This window comes from Pseudomonas fluorescens (genome assembly GCF_902497995.1).
GTDB classification, from domain to species: domain Bacteria; phylum Pseudomonadota; class Gammaproteobacteria; order Pseudomonadales; family Pseudomonadaceae; genus Aquipseudomonas; species Aquipseudomonas fluorescens_BK.
This window is the reverse complement of sequence record NZ_CABVII010000007.1, coordinates 129492-147302: the sequence shown is the minus strand read 5'-3', so window position 1 is coordinate 147302 and position 17811 is coordinate 129492. Positions and strand designations below refer to the sequence as shown.

The 17811-nt window shown below is 58.0% G+C and carries 14 protein-coding genes; 5 read left to right on the top strand and 9 right to left on the bottom strand.

The window, feature by feature from the left end:
* Positions 1–322: 322 nt before the first annotated feature.
* Positions 323–4783 (top strand): hypothetical protein, encoded by a 4461-nt coding sequence (locus tag F8N80_RS10810; RefSeq protein WP_150783838.1) that lies wholly within the window; start codon positions 323–325, stop codon positions 4781–4783.
* A complete protein-coding gene (locus F8N80_RS10805; RefSeq protein WP_191632898.1) occupies positions 4755–5102 on the top strand; it encodes a deaminase domain-containing protein in 348 nt (115 codons plus the stop codon). The genes F8N80_RS10810 and F8N80_RS10805 overlap by 29 nt, the downstream gene beginning before the upstream one ends.
* A gap of 1 nt (position 5103) precedes the next feature.
* Here F8N80_RS10805 and F8N80_RS10800 read toward each other — a convergent pair whose 3' ends face one another.
* The 6 genes from F8N80_RS10800 to F8N80_RS10775 are packed head-to-tail and all read right to left on the bottom strand — an operon-like array spanning position 5104 to position 9538.
* Entirely contained in the window at positions 5104–6921 is a 1818-nt protein-coding gene (locus tag F8N80_RS10800) for an ABC transporter ATP-binding protein (RefSeq protein WP_150744464.1), read from the bottom strand.
* Entirely contained in the window at positions 6914–7516 is a 603-nt protein-coding gene (locus F8N80_RS10795; RefSeq protein ID WP_191632903.1) for a DsbA family protein, read from the bottom strand. The genes F8N80_RS10800 and F8N80_RS10795 overlap by 8 nt, the downstream gene beginning before the upstream one ends.
* A 39-nt stretch (positions 7517–7555) precedes the next feature.
* Positions 7556–8497 (bottom strand): oxygen-dependent tRNA uridine(34) hydroxylase TrhO, encoded by a 942-nt coding sequence (gene trhO, locus F8N80_RS10790; protein WP_150744462.1) that lies wholly within the window; start codon positions 8495–8497, stop codon positions 7556–7558.
* Positions 8494–8679: a hypothetical protein gene (locus F8N80_RS10785; protein WP_064676462.1), complete on the bottom strand. Its 186-nt coding sequence runs from the start codon at positions 8677–8679 to the stop codon at positions 8494–8496. The genes trhO and F8N80_RS10785 overlap by 4 nt, the downstream gene beginning before the upstream one ends.
* Positions 8680–8704: 25 nt before the next feature.
* Complete coding sequence (locus F8N80_RS10780; RefSeq protein ID WP_150783835.1) at positions 8705–9004, bottom strand: BolA family protein; 300 nt, start codon at positions 9002–9004, stop codon at positions 8705–8707.
* 12 nt (positions 9005–9016) lie between these two features.
* Positions 9017–9538: a DUF2059 domain-containing protein gene (locus F8N80_RS10775; protein WP_150631677.1), complete on the bottom strand. Its 522-nt coding sequence runs from the start codon at positions 9536–9538 to the stop codon at positions 9017–9019.
* Between the two features lie 192 nt (positions 9539–9730).
* Here F8N80_RS10775 and F8N80_RS10770 point away from each other — a divergent pair, with 192 nt between their 5' ends.
* Positions 9731–11125, top strand: a complete 1395-nt coding sequence (locus F8N80_RS10770) for a class II fumarate hydratase (protein WP_150744460.1) — start codon at positions 9731–9733, stop codon at positions 11123–11125.
* Positions 11126–11256: 131 nt separating this feature from the next.
* Here the strand turns inward: F8N80_RS10770 and F8N80_RS10765 are convergent, their stop codons facing one another.
* Complete coding sequence (locus F8N80_RS10765; RefSeq protein WP_150744459.1) at positions 11257–12219, bottom strand: DMT family transporter; 963 nt, start codon at positions 12217–12219, stop codon at positions 11257–11259.
* Between the two features lie 210 nt (positions 12220–12429).
* On the opposite strand from F8N80_RS10765, the gene F8N80_RS10760 reads away from it, so the two are divergent.
* A complete protein-coding gene (locus F8N80_RS10760; protein ID WP_150744518.1) occupies positions 12430–12624 on the top strand; it encodes a DUF6316 family protein in 195 nt (64 codons plus the stop codon).
* 169 nt (positions 12625–12793) lie between these two features.
* On the opposite strand, the gene F8N80_RS10755 is transcribed toward F8N80_RS10760, so the two are convergent.
* A complete protein-coding gene (locus F8N80_RS10755; RefSeq protein WP_150783834.1) occupies positions 12794–13978 on the bottom strand; it encodes a thiolase family protein in 1185 nt (394 codons plus the stop codon).
* Positions 13979–14080: 102 nt separating this feature from the next.
* Positions 14081–15595 carry a polyphosphate:AMP phosphotransferase gene (pap, locus tag F8N80_RS10750; RefSeq protein ID WP_150744457.1) on the bottom strand — a complete coding sequence of 505 codons (1515 nt, stop codon included), beginning with the start codon at positions 15593–15595 and terminating at the stop codon, positions 14081–14083.
* Between the two features lie 110 nt (positions 15596–15705).
* On the opposite strand from pap, the gene mnmC reads away from it, so the two are divergent.
* Positions 15706–17688 carry a bifunctional tRNA (5-methylaminomethyl-2-thiouridine)(34)-methyltransferase MnmD/FAD-dependent 5-carboxymethylaminomethyl-2-thiouridine(34) oxidoreductase MnmC gene (gene mnmC, locus F8N80_RS10745; RefSeq protein WP_150783833.1) on the top strand — a complete coding sequence of 661 codons (1983 nt, stop codon included), beginning with the start codon at positions 15706–15708 and terminating at the stop codon, positions 17686–17688.
* The last annotated feature ends 123 nt before the right edge of the window (positions 17689–17811 follow it).

Genomic DNA, 17811 nt, shown 5'->3' with positions numbered 1-17811 from the left:
TAGACTAGGGGGCGTTCACTCTCCCGGCAAGCCATAGCCACAATTTCCGGATTCCCCACGCACGCCCCGGCCGACTCGCACAGTTTATACGCGTTCCAGAAGGCATAACCCGAACAGGCAAAGGGACGCGTAGTAATACCTCCGAGCAACGACCCTTAAACCACCACGCCCATGCCCCGCACTCGACTTCACAATATATATATCTACTGCATTTTTTATTTTCCTGCTGGTACAACTCTTTACGCGCCCCACTATAAAAACCCACCTAGCTCTTTGTCGCATGCGCAACCCTCACAAATAAACCAAGCGAGAGATCACTAAAATGGATCTAACAACATCAGAATTGAGTGAGCACTCAATAACAGCTGCTTCAACACTCTCTGCCGCAATGGAACACCAAGGCACGCTGTTCGACTATGGCACAATGATTACCCACTTAGATACTCCCAACATCTCGTTAGCGGTTCTGCAAAGCATTCGCATAGTTCCCCACGCCTATTCTCCACTCGCGGGCCTCGGTGCCCCGGGCCAAAAACTATTGGAACCGCTTGTAAAAAATCCGGAATATCGAGCACATTGTCAGCAATCAGGTGCCAATCCCGATACGTTGGTGCTAACGGTCGACGGTAACAAGGTCAAGTACGAGGCCACCTCGGAAGATGGTACGCGAACGGTGATATTGGGCCTGCCGACCAAGCAGGAGTTGATTGACCTTATGCCGGCCATTAACCTTGCTGCGGTCAAACTGGGCGGCGTCATTCGCAGCGATGGTGCGATCAAGCTAGTGCAGATGATTAACTATTATGGCATTCTTCCCTGGAATCCAAAGGACACCACCGAACATCGCGCCACGATCCATAATCTGGAAGAAAAACGCGCCCGCCACTCGCTTCAGCTAGGCATCGGTGTCGATATCGACGCTTGCCCTCGTACGCCCAACCAGCACGACAAAAAAACGCTAAAAGCAATACAGCGAGTCAAACCAACGTTTACAATGGACAACCTGACATCCCAACTTACCAATAGTAAGATCACGGACATCGTTAAACAATTTCTTCCCAAAACAGAAAGTTCGCTGTTCCACCACCTCGAAAAAAACACATCCCCCAGAGCGACTGCCGATAAAGTCCGGACAACGCCAACCGTCGTTCTCGAGGACATCTTGCGTTCTCCCGAGTCCGAGCGATTGGGAAATGCATTACTGGAAGGCTTAAATTGGTACGGCGGCCAGCCGGACGAGGATGCCTCTGCGGAGGTTCGGATCAAACTGATCAGTAAAGCCATTCGTTTATGGACAAATATGTCAAGCAATGACAGCCCGGAAGATATCGCCGGTTACCCTTGGCACAAGCGTTCAAATTGGGGAAAAAGTTACCCACGTATTTGGGCCGAGTTCGAACGGCATCTATTCGACTCCAAACGAGCCTCTTCCATGACCGAGGCGCGCTTGCTCGCCCGGTTGTTCCAATCCGAGTTCCCCAGGGAGTTCCAGATTTCTGACACACCCGCCGATCTGCCGTACAGCAGTTCCGTTGTCTGGGTAAACTTCGTCCATGGTGTATTGATCGCCGAAGCCATGGAACCTGACCTGCTCCAGCGGATGACCTTTCAGCAATTGGTCGATTTACCGCTTCAGCGGTCTATGCAAGCCACTGCGGAAGAGCTGGAGCTTATCGCGCTGGCGAGAATTCCCCCGACTTTGGAATGGGCCATCACCAATGACGTCATCTTCGAGAGAGCCGATTCGGATTACTCACAGGAAGAAATAGAACGATCCGTCAAAGCGCTCGACGAGCACACGGATGCATTGAGAAAAGCCATCATTCAATTGGATGTCATGCATCCGGAAAGATCGGCCATCACCGAACGAGAAATGAAAGCCTATTTCGGGGGCGAACACCCTATCTCCTCTGCCACTATATTTGGAGAAACGCGGACAGTTTCTGGCAATATAAACACCAGTTCCGCGTTCACTTCGGATGGACGAAAACTGATAGAGGATTTCGGACCAATTGGTGGAGGGCGCCCAACTCGTCCTTTAGCAGACAAAGTCTACTCATTTAAAGATGTTTACATGTCGTGGAAATGGACAAAAAATAAAACCTGGTTCATAACCACAAGTGACGGAGTAAGCAGAAGCAAACACCGAATTAGTTTTAACGCGGACCGAACCATAAAAACCACCGCCCACTGGCTTCCTGAAACACTGACGCGAAACCCCTTACCCGACATTGAAAAAATATTTGAATCGGAATTTAATAATTACCTGACACTCACGAAAAGCGCCTATCAGACACTACTGAAAAGTCAGTTTTTTTCACTCCCCTACGATGATCGACAAGCCATCGAAAAAGGAGAGATCAAGATGTTCACCTTGAGAAAACCTACCGACGAGATAGGCAAAGCTAACGAGACGGCAGAAATCACACTCCCACTTCGACTCCGAATGGGATTCATTCTTCAGGTCGACTATAAAACAAAGATTTCCTATTATGAATGTTTACCGAAAGCCGGAATCATTCGAGAACGTACAGACGTTTCAGCATCCATGCTCGGTGGAAAAGAAGAAAAAGAACAGATCGAGGGGTCTTTCGTTCCCGATGTACCAGTCGTACGGGGAAAAAGTGTTCCATTTGATTGGGACGCTCATGAGACCGGTACCCCCCCAAAAAAAAATGCAACATGCACAGCCATTATTGATCAGTTTGGAGAAACGTTCTCGGCCCCATCACCAAGCCCAGACAGCGAGTATTCCTCGTCTGGAGTCTCGGGCTTTTCTCAAGCCTTGAAGCTCGCTGATTATATTGCCCATCATTTTTTCTATTATGACGAAAAACAATTTTACGCCGTGGCCAGAGGTACAACCGAGATAGAAAAAGTTAAAAACCGTCCTTATTTTACTCAGCGTATCAAAGATTTTATTCCGTTTTTTGGAAGTATCAGCGATCTGCTTTCCAACGACCCCAACAAACAACTTTGGGGTTTTTATGGATTGTTTTTCGATGTAGCCTCCTTTGCATTCCCTGTGGGAAAATTTACCTCAGGCTCCATGAAGCTGGCCTCCACAACAGTCCGATCCGGTATACGCGCTGCACTTCCGGAGTTCCGCATGCTTGTGACAAAGCTATCCATTTCACTCGTACAGAACACAATCCCGTTCTATGGTCTTCCGACACTCGGCCTGCGACTCTTGAGGGGGGCATTGCGGGGATTATATACAGGTTTTAAATCTCTGCTCAGGCCTGCATATAAGAGCATTCAGAACGCCGCTGGCAGAGCTGGTAGATACAGCGTCATCTCAGGTTTGCCTCAAATTGATCCGGGTCGCTGGACGCCCCTCACAAATAGTGACCGACTGGCGACTTTGCGAGGACTTCCAGACGTCCCTGTACGCAATGTCGGATCACCCACCAGGTCAGCCCATTATTTGATCGATCCCCTATCCGGCAAACCCTACGGGCGCAGATTGAAAGTGTCTGAAAGCGAATTATCCATCGGGCCATCGTTGTATCCAACCGTTGGCAAAAACAGCGATAGCGTGCTGTGCAACATCCCGGAAAATACACGCGTTCGAGAAATGCCTGAAGTCGATGGCCGGACCACGATGTATCTCGATGACGTCGCCTACCGGTTGGATGGCAACATCTTGCGCCGAGTCAGCCTGATCGATGACAGCGAAGCACTGAAACTGGTCCCGTGCCGTCTGACGCGAGTGATAGCCGAAACTGTCTGCATCAATAGTTTTGTCAGTACAACTCCCGCTCCGACCCCCTCGATCGGCTCAATCGACGAAACCAAGGGTTATGCACTGTGGTTTGGCGACCAGCTCTCTACACCTCAAACATGGCACCAGAATCAGTACCTCACACGCGATGGCGGGCTCTACCGAATTACGAACAATGTACCTCGCCGCGTTCATGACGATCTGAGAACCTTGGGTTTCAGCCAAAACTATCTGGTGCCCCGCAGGACAATTACCGCCACCATAGAGTTTCGAAAGGGTATTTACGCTCGCATTAACATTCCTGGAACCTATGAGCAGGCCACCGACATTCAACGGGTCGCGGCCGTTGTGGTTCCCGCCATCGATGATACGGCTATCCACGTTTTTACCCGGGTCAACACCGACAAGTACTATCTCGCGACAGTACCCAAGGGCAACAGTCTGAGCGAACCACTGAAATTCAAACGCCTGACGCCGGCCGAGATGGCCGACGACATGCTCGGCGGGGAACTATCACGGGTATATACCGGCTCGCTGAATGCAAACAACACCGCCCGACTCCACGGAGTCGAGGCCGTCGAACGCGCCATGAGAACCATGGAAGACATCGCGATCCCGCTTGGCACAGCGGCTGATCCTGCCCGTAATATGCGATGGCTGAAGGTGGACACCAGCCCGGGAGAGGCTTTAATGTTCGATCACTCGACCCGAATGATCGTCACCTCCCTACCGGAAGGGGCCGCTACCTGGACACGCAGTGGGGTAGCCTCACAACCCTTTCGGCAAAAAACAGCAGAAATCCTGGATACGCTTTTTCTGTCTCCAATAATCAAACCCAGGCTTGCCGATCCTTACTTACGGATCCAAGACACAATGTCTAGACTTCACCACCTGTTACCCAGATATGCACGCCCGGTCAATGCCAGAAACATTGCCTTCGCCGACGTGACGACTACTTCGGGGCAAAGGGAAATCTACGTCAGTGTTTCCGGGGCTCAGGGCAGCACCCTATTTGCCGTTGTTTCGGAGCTTGGGTGCCAATCAGGTACGGCAGGGTAATGCAACGTACTTCAACATCGACTTCAATCAGACTTTCCCGAAAACGAACCTCAATGTCACGCCAGAGGGAAAGATATTGGCCGTCCCCCTCACTATCAAAGATATCAAAACCTATAAACCAATAGATGCAACCCGGCCAACCTCGCTGGACAGCGAAAGCAAATTAATCAGGGTTATTCGTGAGAAGTATCCCGACCCGACGCAAATCCGCTCCATCGACATAGTGACGACCATGCGGCCCTGTGAGTCGTGCTCAGTGGTCATGCAACAATTCGGACATGATGGCGGAAGAGACGCGCTCAAGGTGCTCTGGAACTGATCTACATCTGCTGCAAATGCCCATACAACTTGGCGTACAACCCACCATCGGCAATCAATTGCTGATGGTCGCCATCCTCGGCAATTTGCCCGCCGTCGAACACCAGCACCCGGTCCGCCTGTTTCACCGCGGACAACCGGTGCGCAATGATCAAGGTGGTGCGATTGCTCAGGAACCGCGCCAATGCCTGGTGCAGGTTATATTCGGTGGCTGCATCCAGGGCGGAGGTGGCCTCGTCGAGGATCACCACCTTGGGCTCGGCCAGCACCATCCGCGCAATCGCCAGGCGTTGACGCTGTCCGCCGGACAAGCGCACGCCGGAACGGCCGACGATACTGTCCAGGCCATTGGGCAATTCACGAACCGTGGCGTGCAGCTGCGCAATTTCCAGCGCCTGCCAGCACGCCTCGTCGCTACGTTCGCGACCCATGGTCAGGTTGGCGCGCACGGTGTCGTTGAACAGCGCTGGATGTTGCAGGACCACGGCGACATTTTCCCGCACGGTTTCCAGGCCGATCTCCTGCTGGGTCGAACCGCCGAAGCGGATGGTCCCGGCAAGCGGCGTGTACAGGCCCAGCAGCAACTGCACCAGGGTGCTTTTACCGCCACCGCTGGCGCCGACAATCGCGACCTTTTCACCGGGGGCGATCGACAGGTTCATCTGATTCAGCACCAGCTCGTCGCCGTAGCCGAAACTCAATCCCTGGACTTCGATGCCGACGGTTTCGCGACCGTTGAACGGGTCGACACCCCCCGGATATTCAGGCTCGTCGGCCCGGGCCAGCAACTCGTTGATCCGCGACAGCGCGCCACCGGCAGCGTAAAAGGCGTATTGCAGGTTCAGCAGTTGTTCCACCGGACCGATCATGAACCACAGGTAGCTGAACACCGCCAGCATCTGCCCGATGGAGAGGTCGGAAAACAGTACGGTAAGCATGGCGGCGGCACGAAAAATATCGATACCGAACTGAAACAGCAAGCCGCTGGCACGGTTCGACGCATCGGTTTTCCACTGCGAGCTCACCGCGTAGTCGCGTACTTCACGAGCCCGTTGGCCGAGGCGCCCAAGGAAAAAGCCCTGACGGTTACCCGCGCGCACTTCCTGAATCGAATCGAGGGTTTCGGTCAGCGCCTGGGTGAAACGCGAGGTGCTGTCGTTCTCGAGTTTCTTCAGGTGCTTGACCCGCTTGCCCAACTGCACCGTGGCATAGATCACCAGCGGATTGAACAGCAGGATCAACAGCGCCAGTTTCCAGTGCATCCACATCAGAATGCCGGCGGTACCGACCAGGGTCAGCATGGCCACGAGGAAACGACTGAGGGTTTCGCCGACAAACTTGTCCAGTGTGTCCAGGTCGGTGACCAGGTGCGTGGTCACCGTGCCGCTGCCCAGGCTTTCGTATTCACCCAGCGAGATGCGTTTGAGTCGCTCGATCAGGCGTACACGTATGCGATACACGATGTCCTTGGCCAGCGCTGCGAACAACTTCGCCTGCACCACGTTGAACAGCAGCGCAGCGCAACGCAGGCCCAAGGTCACCAATAACATCAGACCTATATAGCCCGCGGCTTTCTGCCAGACTTCGGGCAGCGCGTGGTTCATGATTTTCAGCGCGGTGTCGCCGTGCCCCAGCAACACTTCGTCCACCAGCAGCGGCAGAAGCAAGGGGATGGGTACGCTGCACAGGGTCGCCAGTACAGCCACGCCGTTGGCGATCCACAATGACTTTTTATGCTGAAGGGCCAGACGCCGGATTTCCGCCCAGCTCAGACGATCGACGCGCTTGGGGACTGGCGCGTCATCGGGCAGGTCATGCACAGGCAGCACGCTCCAGCCAGCGACCGAGCAGCGGGGACAACACCTCCAGCGGCTGATAGCCATTGGTCAACAGCGCCAACTGACCATTACGCTCGGCCAGCAAGGTCGGGAAACCGGCGATGCCCAGGTCCTGGACCCAGGTGAAATCGGCCGCCGTAGCGGCATGCTGATCCGCACGATCGAACGCGGCGGCGAACTCGATGCGCGGCAGACCGGCTTGCTCCGCCAGTTCCACCAGCACGCTGGCATGCGTGACATCGCGCCCTTGCGCGTAGAACGCGTGCTGAATCAGCCCGAGCAGCTTCCACGCGCAATCCGGCGCCAGGCTGCGCGCCGTCACCAGTGCCCGACACGCAGGCTCTGTGTCGTAGACAAAGCCCTCGGGCAACGCGCCTTCCTGCTTGAACGGCTGGCCGGTGGCTTCGGTCACCGCCTGCCAGTGTTCAAGGATATAGCGCCGGGTCGTCGGTTCCAGCGCCGCGCCACTGCCGGTGCGCAAACCGCCGACCACCAGGTGCACCTCCACCCCCGCTGCGTGCGCCTGCTCGACCAGCGCGTTGGCCACCGGGGCAAAGCCCCAGCACCAGGAACACATCGGGTCCATCACATAGAGCAGGCGTTGCGCAGACATGGTTCAGGCCTCGGAAGGGGTTTGCTTATAGTTGTAGCCGATCGGGTGAGGCAGGTTGCGCGCCTTGGCCAATTCGATCTGCTTTTGCCGGTCAATGGCACTGCGACGGGTCTTCTCGCTCAGCTTATCCCAGCAATGCGGGCAACTGATGCCGGCCACGTAGTGCTCGGATGTGCGGTCTTCGACGCTGATCGGTGTGCGACAGGCATGACATTGATCGTAGTCGCCTTCGCTGAGGTCGTGACGAACGGTCACGCGGTTATCGAACACGAAGCAGTCCCCCTGCCATTTGGTTTCTTCCTGCGGTACCTCTTCCAGGTACTTCAGGATGCCGCCCTTGAGGTGATAAACCTCGTCGAAACCCTGGCTGAGCATATAGCTCGACGCCTTTTCACAACGAATGCCGCCAGTGCAGAACATCGCGACTTTCTTGTGCACGGCCGGGTCGAAATGGGCTTTGATGTAGTCGGGGAATTCGCGAAAACTGGTGGTCTTCGGGTCGATGGCGCCTTCGAAAGTGCCGATCGAGACTTCGTAGTCATTGCGGGTGTCGATCAACAGCACTTCGGGATCGCTGATCAGCGCGTTCCAGTTCTCCGGATCGACGTAAGTGCCGACCTTTTTGTTCGGGTCCACGCCTTCGACGCCGAGGGTGACGATTTCTTTCTTGAGTTTGACCTTGGTGCGATAGAACGGCTGGTCGTCGCAGTACGACTCTTTGTGGTCGATGTCGTCCATGCGCGGGTCGTTCTTGAGCCAGGCCATCAGCCCGTCGATGCCTTCGCGGCTACCGGACACGGTGCCGTTGATACCTTCTTCGGCGATCAGCAGTGTGCCTTTGATGCCGTTGTCGACCATCGCTTGCAGCAGGGGCTCGCGCAGGGCGACGTAATCTTCCAGGGTGACGAACTTATACAGTGCCGCCACGACAATCTGTTGTGTCATGGGTGATTCTCCAGGTGGCTACCCTCGTAAGGGGTGAACCGGATGCGAAAAAAAACGCGCCGGGTGAGCGGCGCGTTGCGGATTCTAGCAAAAATAACACCATCGCTGTAGGAGCCAGGCTTGCCGGCGAACCAGGCGCTGCGGTGCAACTGCTGTACCGCATAATCGTTCTTCGCCGGCAAGCCTGGCTCCTACAGGGAGGGTGTATCAGGATTTGCTGCCGCCAGCACAGGTCGGCGAGGCCGGGGCCGCGTCGATCCGGGTCCATTCCTCTGGCGTGTAGGTATGCAGCGCCAACGCATGGAACTCGCCCATCAGCTCGCCGAGCGTGCCGTAGACTTTCTGGTGACGCTTGACGCGATTGAGCCCTTCGAACTGCGCGCTGACCACCACAGCCTTGAAGTGAGTCTGTAACCCACGGCTGTGCATGTGGCTTTCATCCAGCACTTGCAGATGCTCGGGCTGTAACAGGCCCAGCGTCGATTCGATGCGTTGTTGCATGGTCATACCGAACTCCGCTTACGGCTTTTTCTTGGCTGGAGCGGCGCCTTTAGGCTCCAGCTCGGCAGTCATGTCGGCCAGCAGTTTGTTGACTACAGGCACTGCGCTTTCCAGCTTGGCCTGGGTCATCTGGGCGGATTGCTGGGTCAGCTGCGGCATTTTTTCCAGGACTTTCTTGCCCAGTGGCGACTGGTAGAACGCAACCAGGTCCTTGAGCTCGGATTCGCTGAAGTTAGTGGTGTAGAGCTTGACCATGTCCGGCTTCAGCTTGTTCCAGCCGATGGCTTGGTCCAGAGCGGCGTTGGCCTTGGCCTGGTAGGTTTCCAGCAGGGCTTTTTTCGACTCGGGGGCTTTGGTCTGTTCAAAGCGCTGAGCGAACATTTGCTGCACTTGCATGTACACCGGAGTGCCCAATTTGTCAGCGTGCGCCAGGGTCAGGAAAGCCTCGGCACTGGCGTTGTGGCTGGCGGTATCGGCAAAAACAGGGCCGCTGGCGCAAACCAGTGCAACCGCGGTACAGATGGCACGAAGACGAGTCATCGAGTTTCCTTTTCTAGCAGGCGAGGTAAAACCCCAAGGGCGACCATTCTGCGCCTAAAAAACCGTGTGGCTCAACCCCAAGCCTTGCGGGGCCTGATTTAGAGGGGGTGAACGGTCAAATTCCAGACTGATGGAACCACAGTGACAGATCACGGCCTAAACTGCGCTATCAGACCAACAGGAGTGTGCACGATGAGCCGTATCGAAACCGACAGCCTTGGCCAGGTTGAAGTCCCGGATGAAGCCTACTGGGGCGCTCAGACGCAACGCTCGCTGGTTAATTTCGCCATTGGCAACGAACGCATGCCGCTGGCGGTGCTGCATGCGTTGGCGCTGATCAAGAAAGCCGCGGCGCGGGTCAATGACCGTAACGGTGACCTGCCCGCCGACATCGCCCGGCTGATCGAACAGGCCGCCGACGAAGTGCTCGACGGCAGTCACGACGACCAGTTTCCGCTGGTGGTCTGGCAGACCGGCAGCGGCACCCAGAGCAACATGAACGTCAATGAAGTGATCGCCGGTCGTGCCAATGAACTGGCCGGCAACCCGCGCGGCGGCAAGACCCCGGTGCACCCCAACGATCACGTCAATCGCTCCCAGAGTTCCAACGACTGCTTCCCCACTGCGATGCACATCGCCGCGGCCCAGGCCGTGCAACGGCATTTGCTGCCGGCGATCAGCGAACTGTCCGGTGGGTTGGCCGAGTTATCCGTGCGGCACATGAAGCTGGTCAAGACCGGCCGCACCCACATGATGGACGCTACCCCCATTACCTTCGGCCAGGAACTGTCGGCGTTCATCGCGCAACTGGATTATGCCGAACGGGCGATCCGCAGCGCGCTGCCGGCCGTCTGCGAACTGGCCCAGGGCGGAACCGCCGTCGGTACCGGCTTGAACTCGCCCCACGGGTTTGGCGAAGCGATCGCCGCCGAACTGGCCGCCCTCTCCGGCCTGCCGTTTGTCACCGCACCGAACAAATTTGCCGCACTGGCCGGTCATGAACCCCTGACCACCCTGTCCGGCGCGCTGAAAACCCTCGCCGTCACCCTGATGAAAATCGCCAACGACCTGCGCTTGCTGGGTTCCGGACCGCGTGCCGGTTTTGCCGAGGTGAAACTGCCGGCCAACGAACCGGGCAGTTCGATCATGCCTGGCAAGGTCAATCCGACCCAGTGCGAAGCGCTGTCAATGTTGGCTTGCCAGGTCTTGGGCAACGACGTCGCCATCGGTTTCGCGGCGAGCCAGGGCCACCTGCAACTGAACGTGTTCAAACCGGTGATCATCCACAACCTGCTGCAATCGATCAGGCTGCTGGGCGATGGTTGCAGCAACTTCCAGCAGCATTGCATCGCTGGCCTGGAGCCGGATGCGGCGAAAATGGCGGAGCATCTGGAACGTGGACTGATGCTGGTGACGGCGCTGAATCCGCACATCGGTTATGACAAATCGGCGGAGATTGCCAAGAAGGCTTATGGCGAAGGGCTGACCTTGCGGGAAGCGGCGTTGCAGTTGGGGTATCTGACCGATGAGGAGTTTGATGCCTGGGTAAGACCGGAGAATATGCTGGAGGCCGGGGCCAAGGGCTGAGCCATGTAGCGCCTGGCAGTCAGCCTTCGCGGGCAAGCCTCGCTCCTACAGGTCATGTGTCGATCCTGAATGTTGTGAGCGACGCAAAACCCGTAGGAGCGAGGCTTGCCCGCGATGAACGATAACGCGGTCTAACGACCGATCGCCATCCGCATCCGCCGCGCCCTGATCCCGGCCATCAGCGAAGGCCCCAACGCCACCAGCGCCGACCCCAGCACCACCAGCACCGCCCCGCCATACCCCAAGCCATTGATCGTCTCGGCATGCACATACTCCGGCCACAACCACGCCGCCACAGCCACCGCAGCAAAGGTCACCAACGGCGTGATCGCCAGGGTGGCACTCACTCGCGAAGCTTCCCAATGCGCCAACGCCTCGGCAAACGCGCCATAGGCGATCAGGGTGTTCATGCAACACGCCAGCAGCAGCCAGCCTTGCAACGGACTGAGTTGCAGCGCCTCCAGCGGATGCACCCACGGCGTCAGCAACAACCCGCAAAACAGGTAGATCACCATCATCACCTGAAACGAATTCCACACCGTCAGCAATTGCTTCTGCCCCAGGGCATAGAAGGTCCAGACGGTGGAGGCCAACAGCACCAACAGGACGCCGGCCGTATAGTCAGTCAGGGACGTGAGCAACTCGACCAGCCGCTCGTTGAAAAACAACCCGAAACCGACCAGCAGCACCAGCAGGCCAATCCCCTGCCCCACGCTGAACCGCTCCTTGAACACAAACAGGCTGGCAATGAGCAGCATGATCGGCCCCGTTTGCACCACCAGCTGCGCGGTGCCTGGGCTGAGCAGGTTCAACCCCATCAGGTACAACACGTAGTTGCCCACCAGACCGAGCACCGCCATCAACACCAGCCAGCCACCGCGCGGGCCGAGAACCTTGCGACTGGGCAGGCGCCTGGTCGCCGCCAGGAAAATGAACAGGCACCCGCCGGACACCATCAGACGAAACCAGGTCACCGTCACCGGATCCATCACCAGCAGCACTTGCTTGAGCTTGATCGGCAGGATTCCCCACAACAACGCGGTCAAGATGGCCAGGAACAGACCATAAACCCAGCGACCCGATGAAATGTGCATGCGAACCCCGAAACCCATTGGCGAGAACCGCCATTCTAGGCGCAGAGCCGCTCGGCACACAGGGACAGTTGGCCACTGGCCGCGAATGAAACTGTGCAGGTCGCAACATTCAATGGGCGATAGGCCGTCGATCGGTTGGCGAGGCGTTGCAAGTGGTTCGTGCATAAGCTCATTGGATCCTTCAACGGCAACACCCTTCAGGAGATCGCCATGTACGGCATGCGCGCCCAGGACAACGCCCCCGCCACCCACTTTCGCAGTGACCGGATGTGCCGTGTGAACGGGGAGTTGTACTTCAGCACCCGGGAAAACACCCTGGAGGGGCCGTTTGAAAACCTGGAGAAGGCTGAGTTGGAGATTCAGGCTTATATAGAGCGGATGCTGCTTTTGCGGATGGACCGATAAACCGCGGCGCCTGCTTCGCGAGCAAGCCCGCTCCCACACTGGATCCCTGTCGCACACCAGATCCCTGAGGGAGAGCCTGACTCCACATTGGATCTGTGTTGCACACCAGATCCCTGTGGGAGCGGGCTTGCTCGCGAAAGCGGTCGATCAGACAACAAATATTTCGAATCTAACGCACCGCCTCAAACAACCCGGTAGCCCCCATCCCCCCGCCCACGCACATGGTGACAATGCCGTAACGCAAACTACGCCGCTGCAATTCCCGCACGAGATGCCCGACCTGCCGCGATCCGGTCATGCCAAACGGATGGCCAATAGAGATCGAGCCGCCATTGACGTTGTACCTGTCGTTATCGATCTCCAGCCGATTGCGGCTGTACAGGCATTGGGACGCGAACGCTTCGTTAAGCTCCCACAGATCGATGTCGGCCATCTGCAAGCCCTTCGCCTTGAGCAACCTGGGCACCGAAAACACCGGGCCGATGCCCATTTCATCAGGTCCACACCCGGCCACGGCAAAGCCGCGAAAGAAGGCTTTGGGCTTCAATCCCAACTCCAGGGCCTTTTCCAGGCTCATCACCAGGGTCATGGAGGCGCCATCGGACAGTTGCGAAGAATTGCCGGCGGTCACCGAGCCGTCTTCGGCAAAGACCGGTTTCAACCCGGCCAGGCTTTGCAGCGTGGTGTCCGGGCGGTTGCAGTCGTCGCGCTCGACGATGCCGTCGACGATCTGCACTTGACCGGTGGCCTTGTCATCAACCCGATACTTCACCGCCATGGGCACGATTTCATCATCGAACAACCCGCCAGCCTGGGCCTGAGCGGTACGTTGCTGGCTTTGCAGGGCGTACAGGTCCTGTTGTTCGCGGCTGATGTGGTAACGACGGGCGACGATTTCGGCGGTCTGGCCCATCGGGAAGTAAATACCCGGCATCTGCTCTTGGAGTAGCGGGTTGATCAGGTTGTCGGTGTTGACGCTTTTCATGGTCAGGCTGATGGACTCGACACCACCGGCGACGATGATGTCGCTGCACCCCGAGGCGATCTGGTTGGCGGCGATGGCGATCGCCTGCAAGCCCGAAGAACAGAAGCGGTTGAGGGTCATGCCGGCGGTGCCGACGCCCAAACGCGAGAGCACGGCGACATTGCGACCGATGTTGTAACCCTGGGCGCCTTCGTTGGAGCCGGCGCCGACGATGCAGTCCTCGACGCTGGCCGGATCGATCCCCGTGCGTGTCAACAAGGCGTCGACACAATGCGCCGCCATATCGTCCGGCCGGGTCATGTTGAACTTGCCGCGAAAGGATTTGGCCAGGCCGGTCCGCACGCTGTCGACGATCACCACTTCACGCATGGCATACCTCATTGTTGTTGTCGGTTTAGAGTGGACCGAGCATAAGTCCACCAAATGACCAACTGCGACAATCATTCACCTCGCGTATGCGCAACCATTGACTTAGCCCTTGTGTTTTTTCACCTTCTTGTCGGATTTCCTGAACGCTTGTTCCAGCGCCTGATTGATGGTGCGCAACACCTTGACCCGGGCCCAGCGTTTATCATTGGCCTCCACCAGGGTCCAGGGCGAGATCTCGGTGCTGGTGCGATCGACCATGTCGCCAACCGCGGCCCGATAGTCGTCCCACTTTTCCCGATTGCGCCAGTCATCTTCGGTGATCTTGAAGCGTTTGAACGGCGTCTGTTCACGCTCCTCGAATCGCTCCATTTGCGTCTGTTTGTCGATGGCCAGCCAGAACTTGACCACGATCACTCCGGCATCGGCGATCTGCTCTTCGAAGTCGTTGATTTCACCGTAGGCGCGTAACCAGTCTGCCGCGCTGCAAAAACCTTCGATGCGCTCCACCAGCACCCGGCCATACCAGGAGCGGTCGAACACGGTGAACTTGCCCCGCGCCGGAAGATGGCGCCAGAACCGCCACATATAGGGATGCGCCCGCTCTTCTTCAGTGGGGGCGGCGATTGGCACGATGCTGTACTGGCGTGGGTCCAGCGCCGCAGCCACCCGGCGGATGGCCCCGCCCTTGCCCGCCGCGTCATTGCCTTCAAACACGGCGATCAGCGCGTGGCGGCGCATGCGTTTATCGCGCAGAAGTCCGGAGAACCGCGCCTGCTCGGTGATCAACTGTTCTTCGTAATCGTCCTTGTCCAGATTCAGGGTCAAGTCCAGGCTGTCGAGCAGGTTCATCTGGTCGACGCTGCTGGCCAATGGCGCGGCGCTGACTTTGTCCGGGTGAATCCTGGAGCGCTTCAGGGCGCCTTGCAGGCCCTCGAGCAGAATCTTGCCCACCGCCAGACTGCGATAGCGCGGGTCCATCCCGGCGATCACATGCCACGGCGCGTAGTCGCGACTGGTGCGACGCAGAATGCGTTCGCCGTATTTCACGAACTTGCCGTAGGTTTGCGACTGCTGCCAGTCCAGCGGGCTGATGCGCCAACTGTGCAGCGGATCATCGGCCAGGGCCTTGAGCCGTGCTTTCATTTGTTTCTTCGAGAGGTGGAACCAGAACTTGAAGATCAGCGCGCCTTCGTCGCACAGCATCTTCTCCAGTCGCTCGGCGGCGTTGATGCCTTGATCGAGCCGCGGATTCTTGAATACGCCATGGACCCGGTCTTGCAGCATCTGGCTGTACCAGTTGCCGAAGAAAATCCCCATGCGGCCCTTGGCCGGGAGCATCCGCCAGTAGCGCCAGGCCGGTGGCCGCGCCAGCTCTTCGTCGGTCTGTTGATCGAAGGTGCGAACCTCGATCAGGCGCGGGTCCATCCATTCATTGAGCAGCTTGACCGTCTCGCCCTTGCCCGCGCCTTCGATCCCGTTGATCAGGATGATCACCGGGAAGCGCTTCTGCTGCTGCAGTTCGAACTGTGCCTCAAGCAAAGCCTGGCGCAGCGCCGGCACTTGCGCTTCGTAGGTTTCTTTGTCGATGACATGACCGATTTCAGCAGATTCGAACATGGACGGCTCCCTTCCCGGATTGAGCAAGACTAGCGGATTGGGCCATTAGTCAGCAGGGAAAATTCCCTGTGGTCGGCTAGAATGGCCGCCTTGCCGTTGCCGAGCCTGCCATGAAACCTGTATTGCCCCACGCCCAGCTCGACTGGGACGACCAGGGACTCCCGCGTTCGCGGGTGTTCGACGATGTCTATTTTTCGGATAAGTCGGGCCTCGATGAAACCCGTTACGTATTCCTCGAGCAAAATAATTTGCGTGAACGCTTTGCCGCGTTACCGGTGGGCGGCAGGCTGGTGATCGGTGAGACCGGTTTCGGCACCGGATTGAATTTTCTCTGCGCCTGGCAGTTGTTCGAACAGCACGCGGTGGCGGGTGCGCGGTTGCATTTTGTCAGTGTCGAAAAGTATCCGCTGAGCCTGCCGGACCTGCAGCGGGCGCTGGCCTTGTGGCCTGAACTCAAACCCTTTGCCGAGCAACTACTGGCGCACTACGTGGCGATCCATCCAGGCTTCCAGCGCCTGATCCTGGACAACGGCCGAGTCGTCCTGACCTTGTTGATCGGTGATGCCCTGGAGCAATTGCCGCAGCTGGATGCACAGATCGACGCCTGGTTTCTCGACGGCTTCGCCCCGGCGAAAAACCCCGACATGTGGACCGCCGAACTGTTCGCCGAGCTGGCGCGCCTGGCCGCGCCTGGCTCGACCCTCAGCACGTTCACCAGCACCGGTTGGGTGCGCCGGCTGCTCAATGCCGCAGGCTTCAAGATGAAGCGCACGCCAGGCATCGGCCACAAATGGGAAATCCTGCGCGGCACCTTCCTCGGCTGGCCTGAACAAACCCAGGCACCCGCGGTTGCCAAACCCTGGTTTGCACGTCCGACACCGCTGAGCGGCGAACGTCGGGCGCTGGTGATCGGCGCCGGCCTGGCCGGCTGTGCCAGCGCCGCCAGCCTGGCTGCGCGAGGTTGGCAAGTCAGTCTGCTGGAGCGACACGATGCGCTGGCGCAGGAAGCGTCGGGCAATCCCCAGGGCGTGCTGTATCTCAAGCTTTCAGCTCATGGCACGGCGTTGTCGCAATTGATCGTCAGCGGTTTTGGCTACACCCGACGCTTGCTCGAGCATTTGCAGCGGGGCGTCGACTGGGACGATTGTGGCGTCCTGCAACTGGCTTTCAACGCCAGGGAAGCCGAGCGTCAGGCGCAATTGGCCGCAGCCTTTGCGCCAGGCCTGGTGCACTTGCTCGATCAACCGCTGGCCGAGGCACAGGCCGGCATCGCCCTGGAGCATGGCGGATTGTTTTTCCCGGAAGGTGGCTGGGTGCATCCGCCAGCGTTGTGCCAGTGGCAGGCGTCCTCGGCGAACATCCAGTGGCTGCCCCATCGCGATGTACTGGAACTGCGCAAGGTTGACGATCAGTGGCAAGCCTGGGACGGTGATGATTTGCTGGCCAGTGCCCCCGTGGTGATCCTGGCCGGTGCCGCCGAGATCAAGCGTTTTCCACAGAGTGCCCAACTGCCCCTCAAACGCATTCGTGGCCAGATCACCCGACTGGCGCAAACACCGCAAAGCCAGAGCCTGACCACTGTCGTCTGCGCCGAAGGCTATGTCGCACCGGCTCGACTGGGCGAACACACACTTGGCGCCAGCTTCGATTTCAAGAGCGATGACCTGACCCCGACCCTCACCGAGCACCTCGGCAACCTGGCGTTACTCGAGGAAATCTCCCCCGACCTGGCCACTCGACTGCAGGCTCGGGAACTGGACCCGCAGCAGCTTGAAGGACGCGCCGCGTTCCGCTGCACCAGCCCGGACTATCTGCCGATCGTCGGCCCGTTGGCCGAGCCAGCAGCGTTCGCCGACGCCTACGCCGTACTGAGCAAGGACGCCCGCCAAGTACCGGGCACTGCATGCCCCTGGCTCGACGGTTTTTACCTCAACAGCGGCCACGGTTCTCGCGGCTTGATCACCGCGCCACTGTCAGGCGAACTGCTCGCGGCATGGATCGAAAACGAACCTCTGCCCTTGCCCAGGTCAGTCACCGAGGCCTGTCATCCCAACCGTTTTGCTGTGCGCCAATTGGTCCGCGGAAAAGTCTAAACTCTGCGCTTATAACTTATCGGTCTAAAACTACGGGGATTCACCCGGGTCAGTTTCTGAGTACCCGCATTTTTTGCGCGGTATCGCTTGACCCTCCCCAACGGAAAAACCGGTAAGGACTTT

Coding starts and splice junctions, on each gene's coding strand:
- trhO (WP_150744462.1), bottom strand. CDS start 8,497: ATGACACAACAGATTGTCGTGGCGGCACTGTATAAGTTCGTCACCCTG.
- F8N80_RS10795 (WP_191632903.1), bottom strand. CDS start 7,516: ATGTGTTCCTGGTGCTGGGGCTTTGCCCCGGTGGCCAACGCGCTGGTC.
- mnmC (WP_150783833.1), top strand. CDS start 15,706: ATGAAACCTGTATTGCCCCACGCCCAGCTCGACTGGGACGACCAGGGA.
- F8N80_RS10775 (WP_150631677.1), bottom strand. CDS start 9,538: ATGACTCGTCTTCGTGCCATCTGTACCGCGGTTGCACTGGTTTGCGCC.
- pap (WP_150744457.1), bottom strand. CDS start 15,595: ATGTTCGAATCTGCTGAAATCGGTCATGTCATCGACAAAGAAACCTAC.
- F8N80_RS10765 (WP_150744459.1), bottom strand. CDS start 12,219: ATGCACATTTCATCGGGTCGCTGGGTTTATGGTCTGTTCCTGGCCATC.
- F8N80_RS10760 (WP_150744518.1), top strand. CDS start 12,430: ATGTACGGCATGCGCGCCCAGGACAACGCCCCCGCCACCCACTTTCGC.
- F8N80_RS10770 (WP_150744460.1), top strand. CDS start 9,731: ATGAGCCGTATCGAAACCGACAGCCTTGGCCAGGTTGAAGTCCCGGAT.
- F8N80_RS10755 (WP_150783834.1), bottom strand. CDS start 13,978: ATGCGTGAAGTGGTGATCGTCGACAGCGTGCGGACCGGCCTGGCCAAA.
- F8N80_RS10810 (WP_150783838.1), top strand. CDS start 323: ATGGATCTAACAACATCAGAATTGAGTGAGCACTCAATAACAGCTGCT.
- F8N80_RS10780 (WP_150783835.1), bottom strand. CDS start 9,004: ATGACCATGCAACAACGCATCGAATCGACGCTGGGCCTGTTACAGCCC.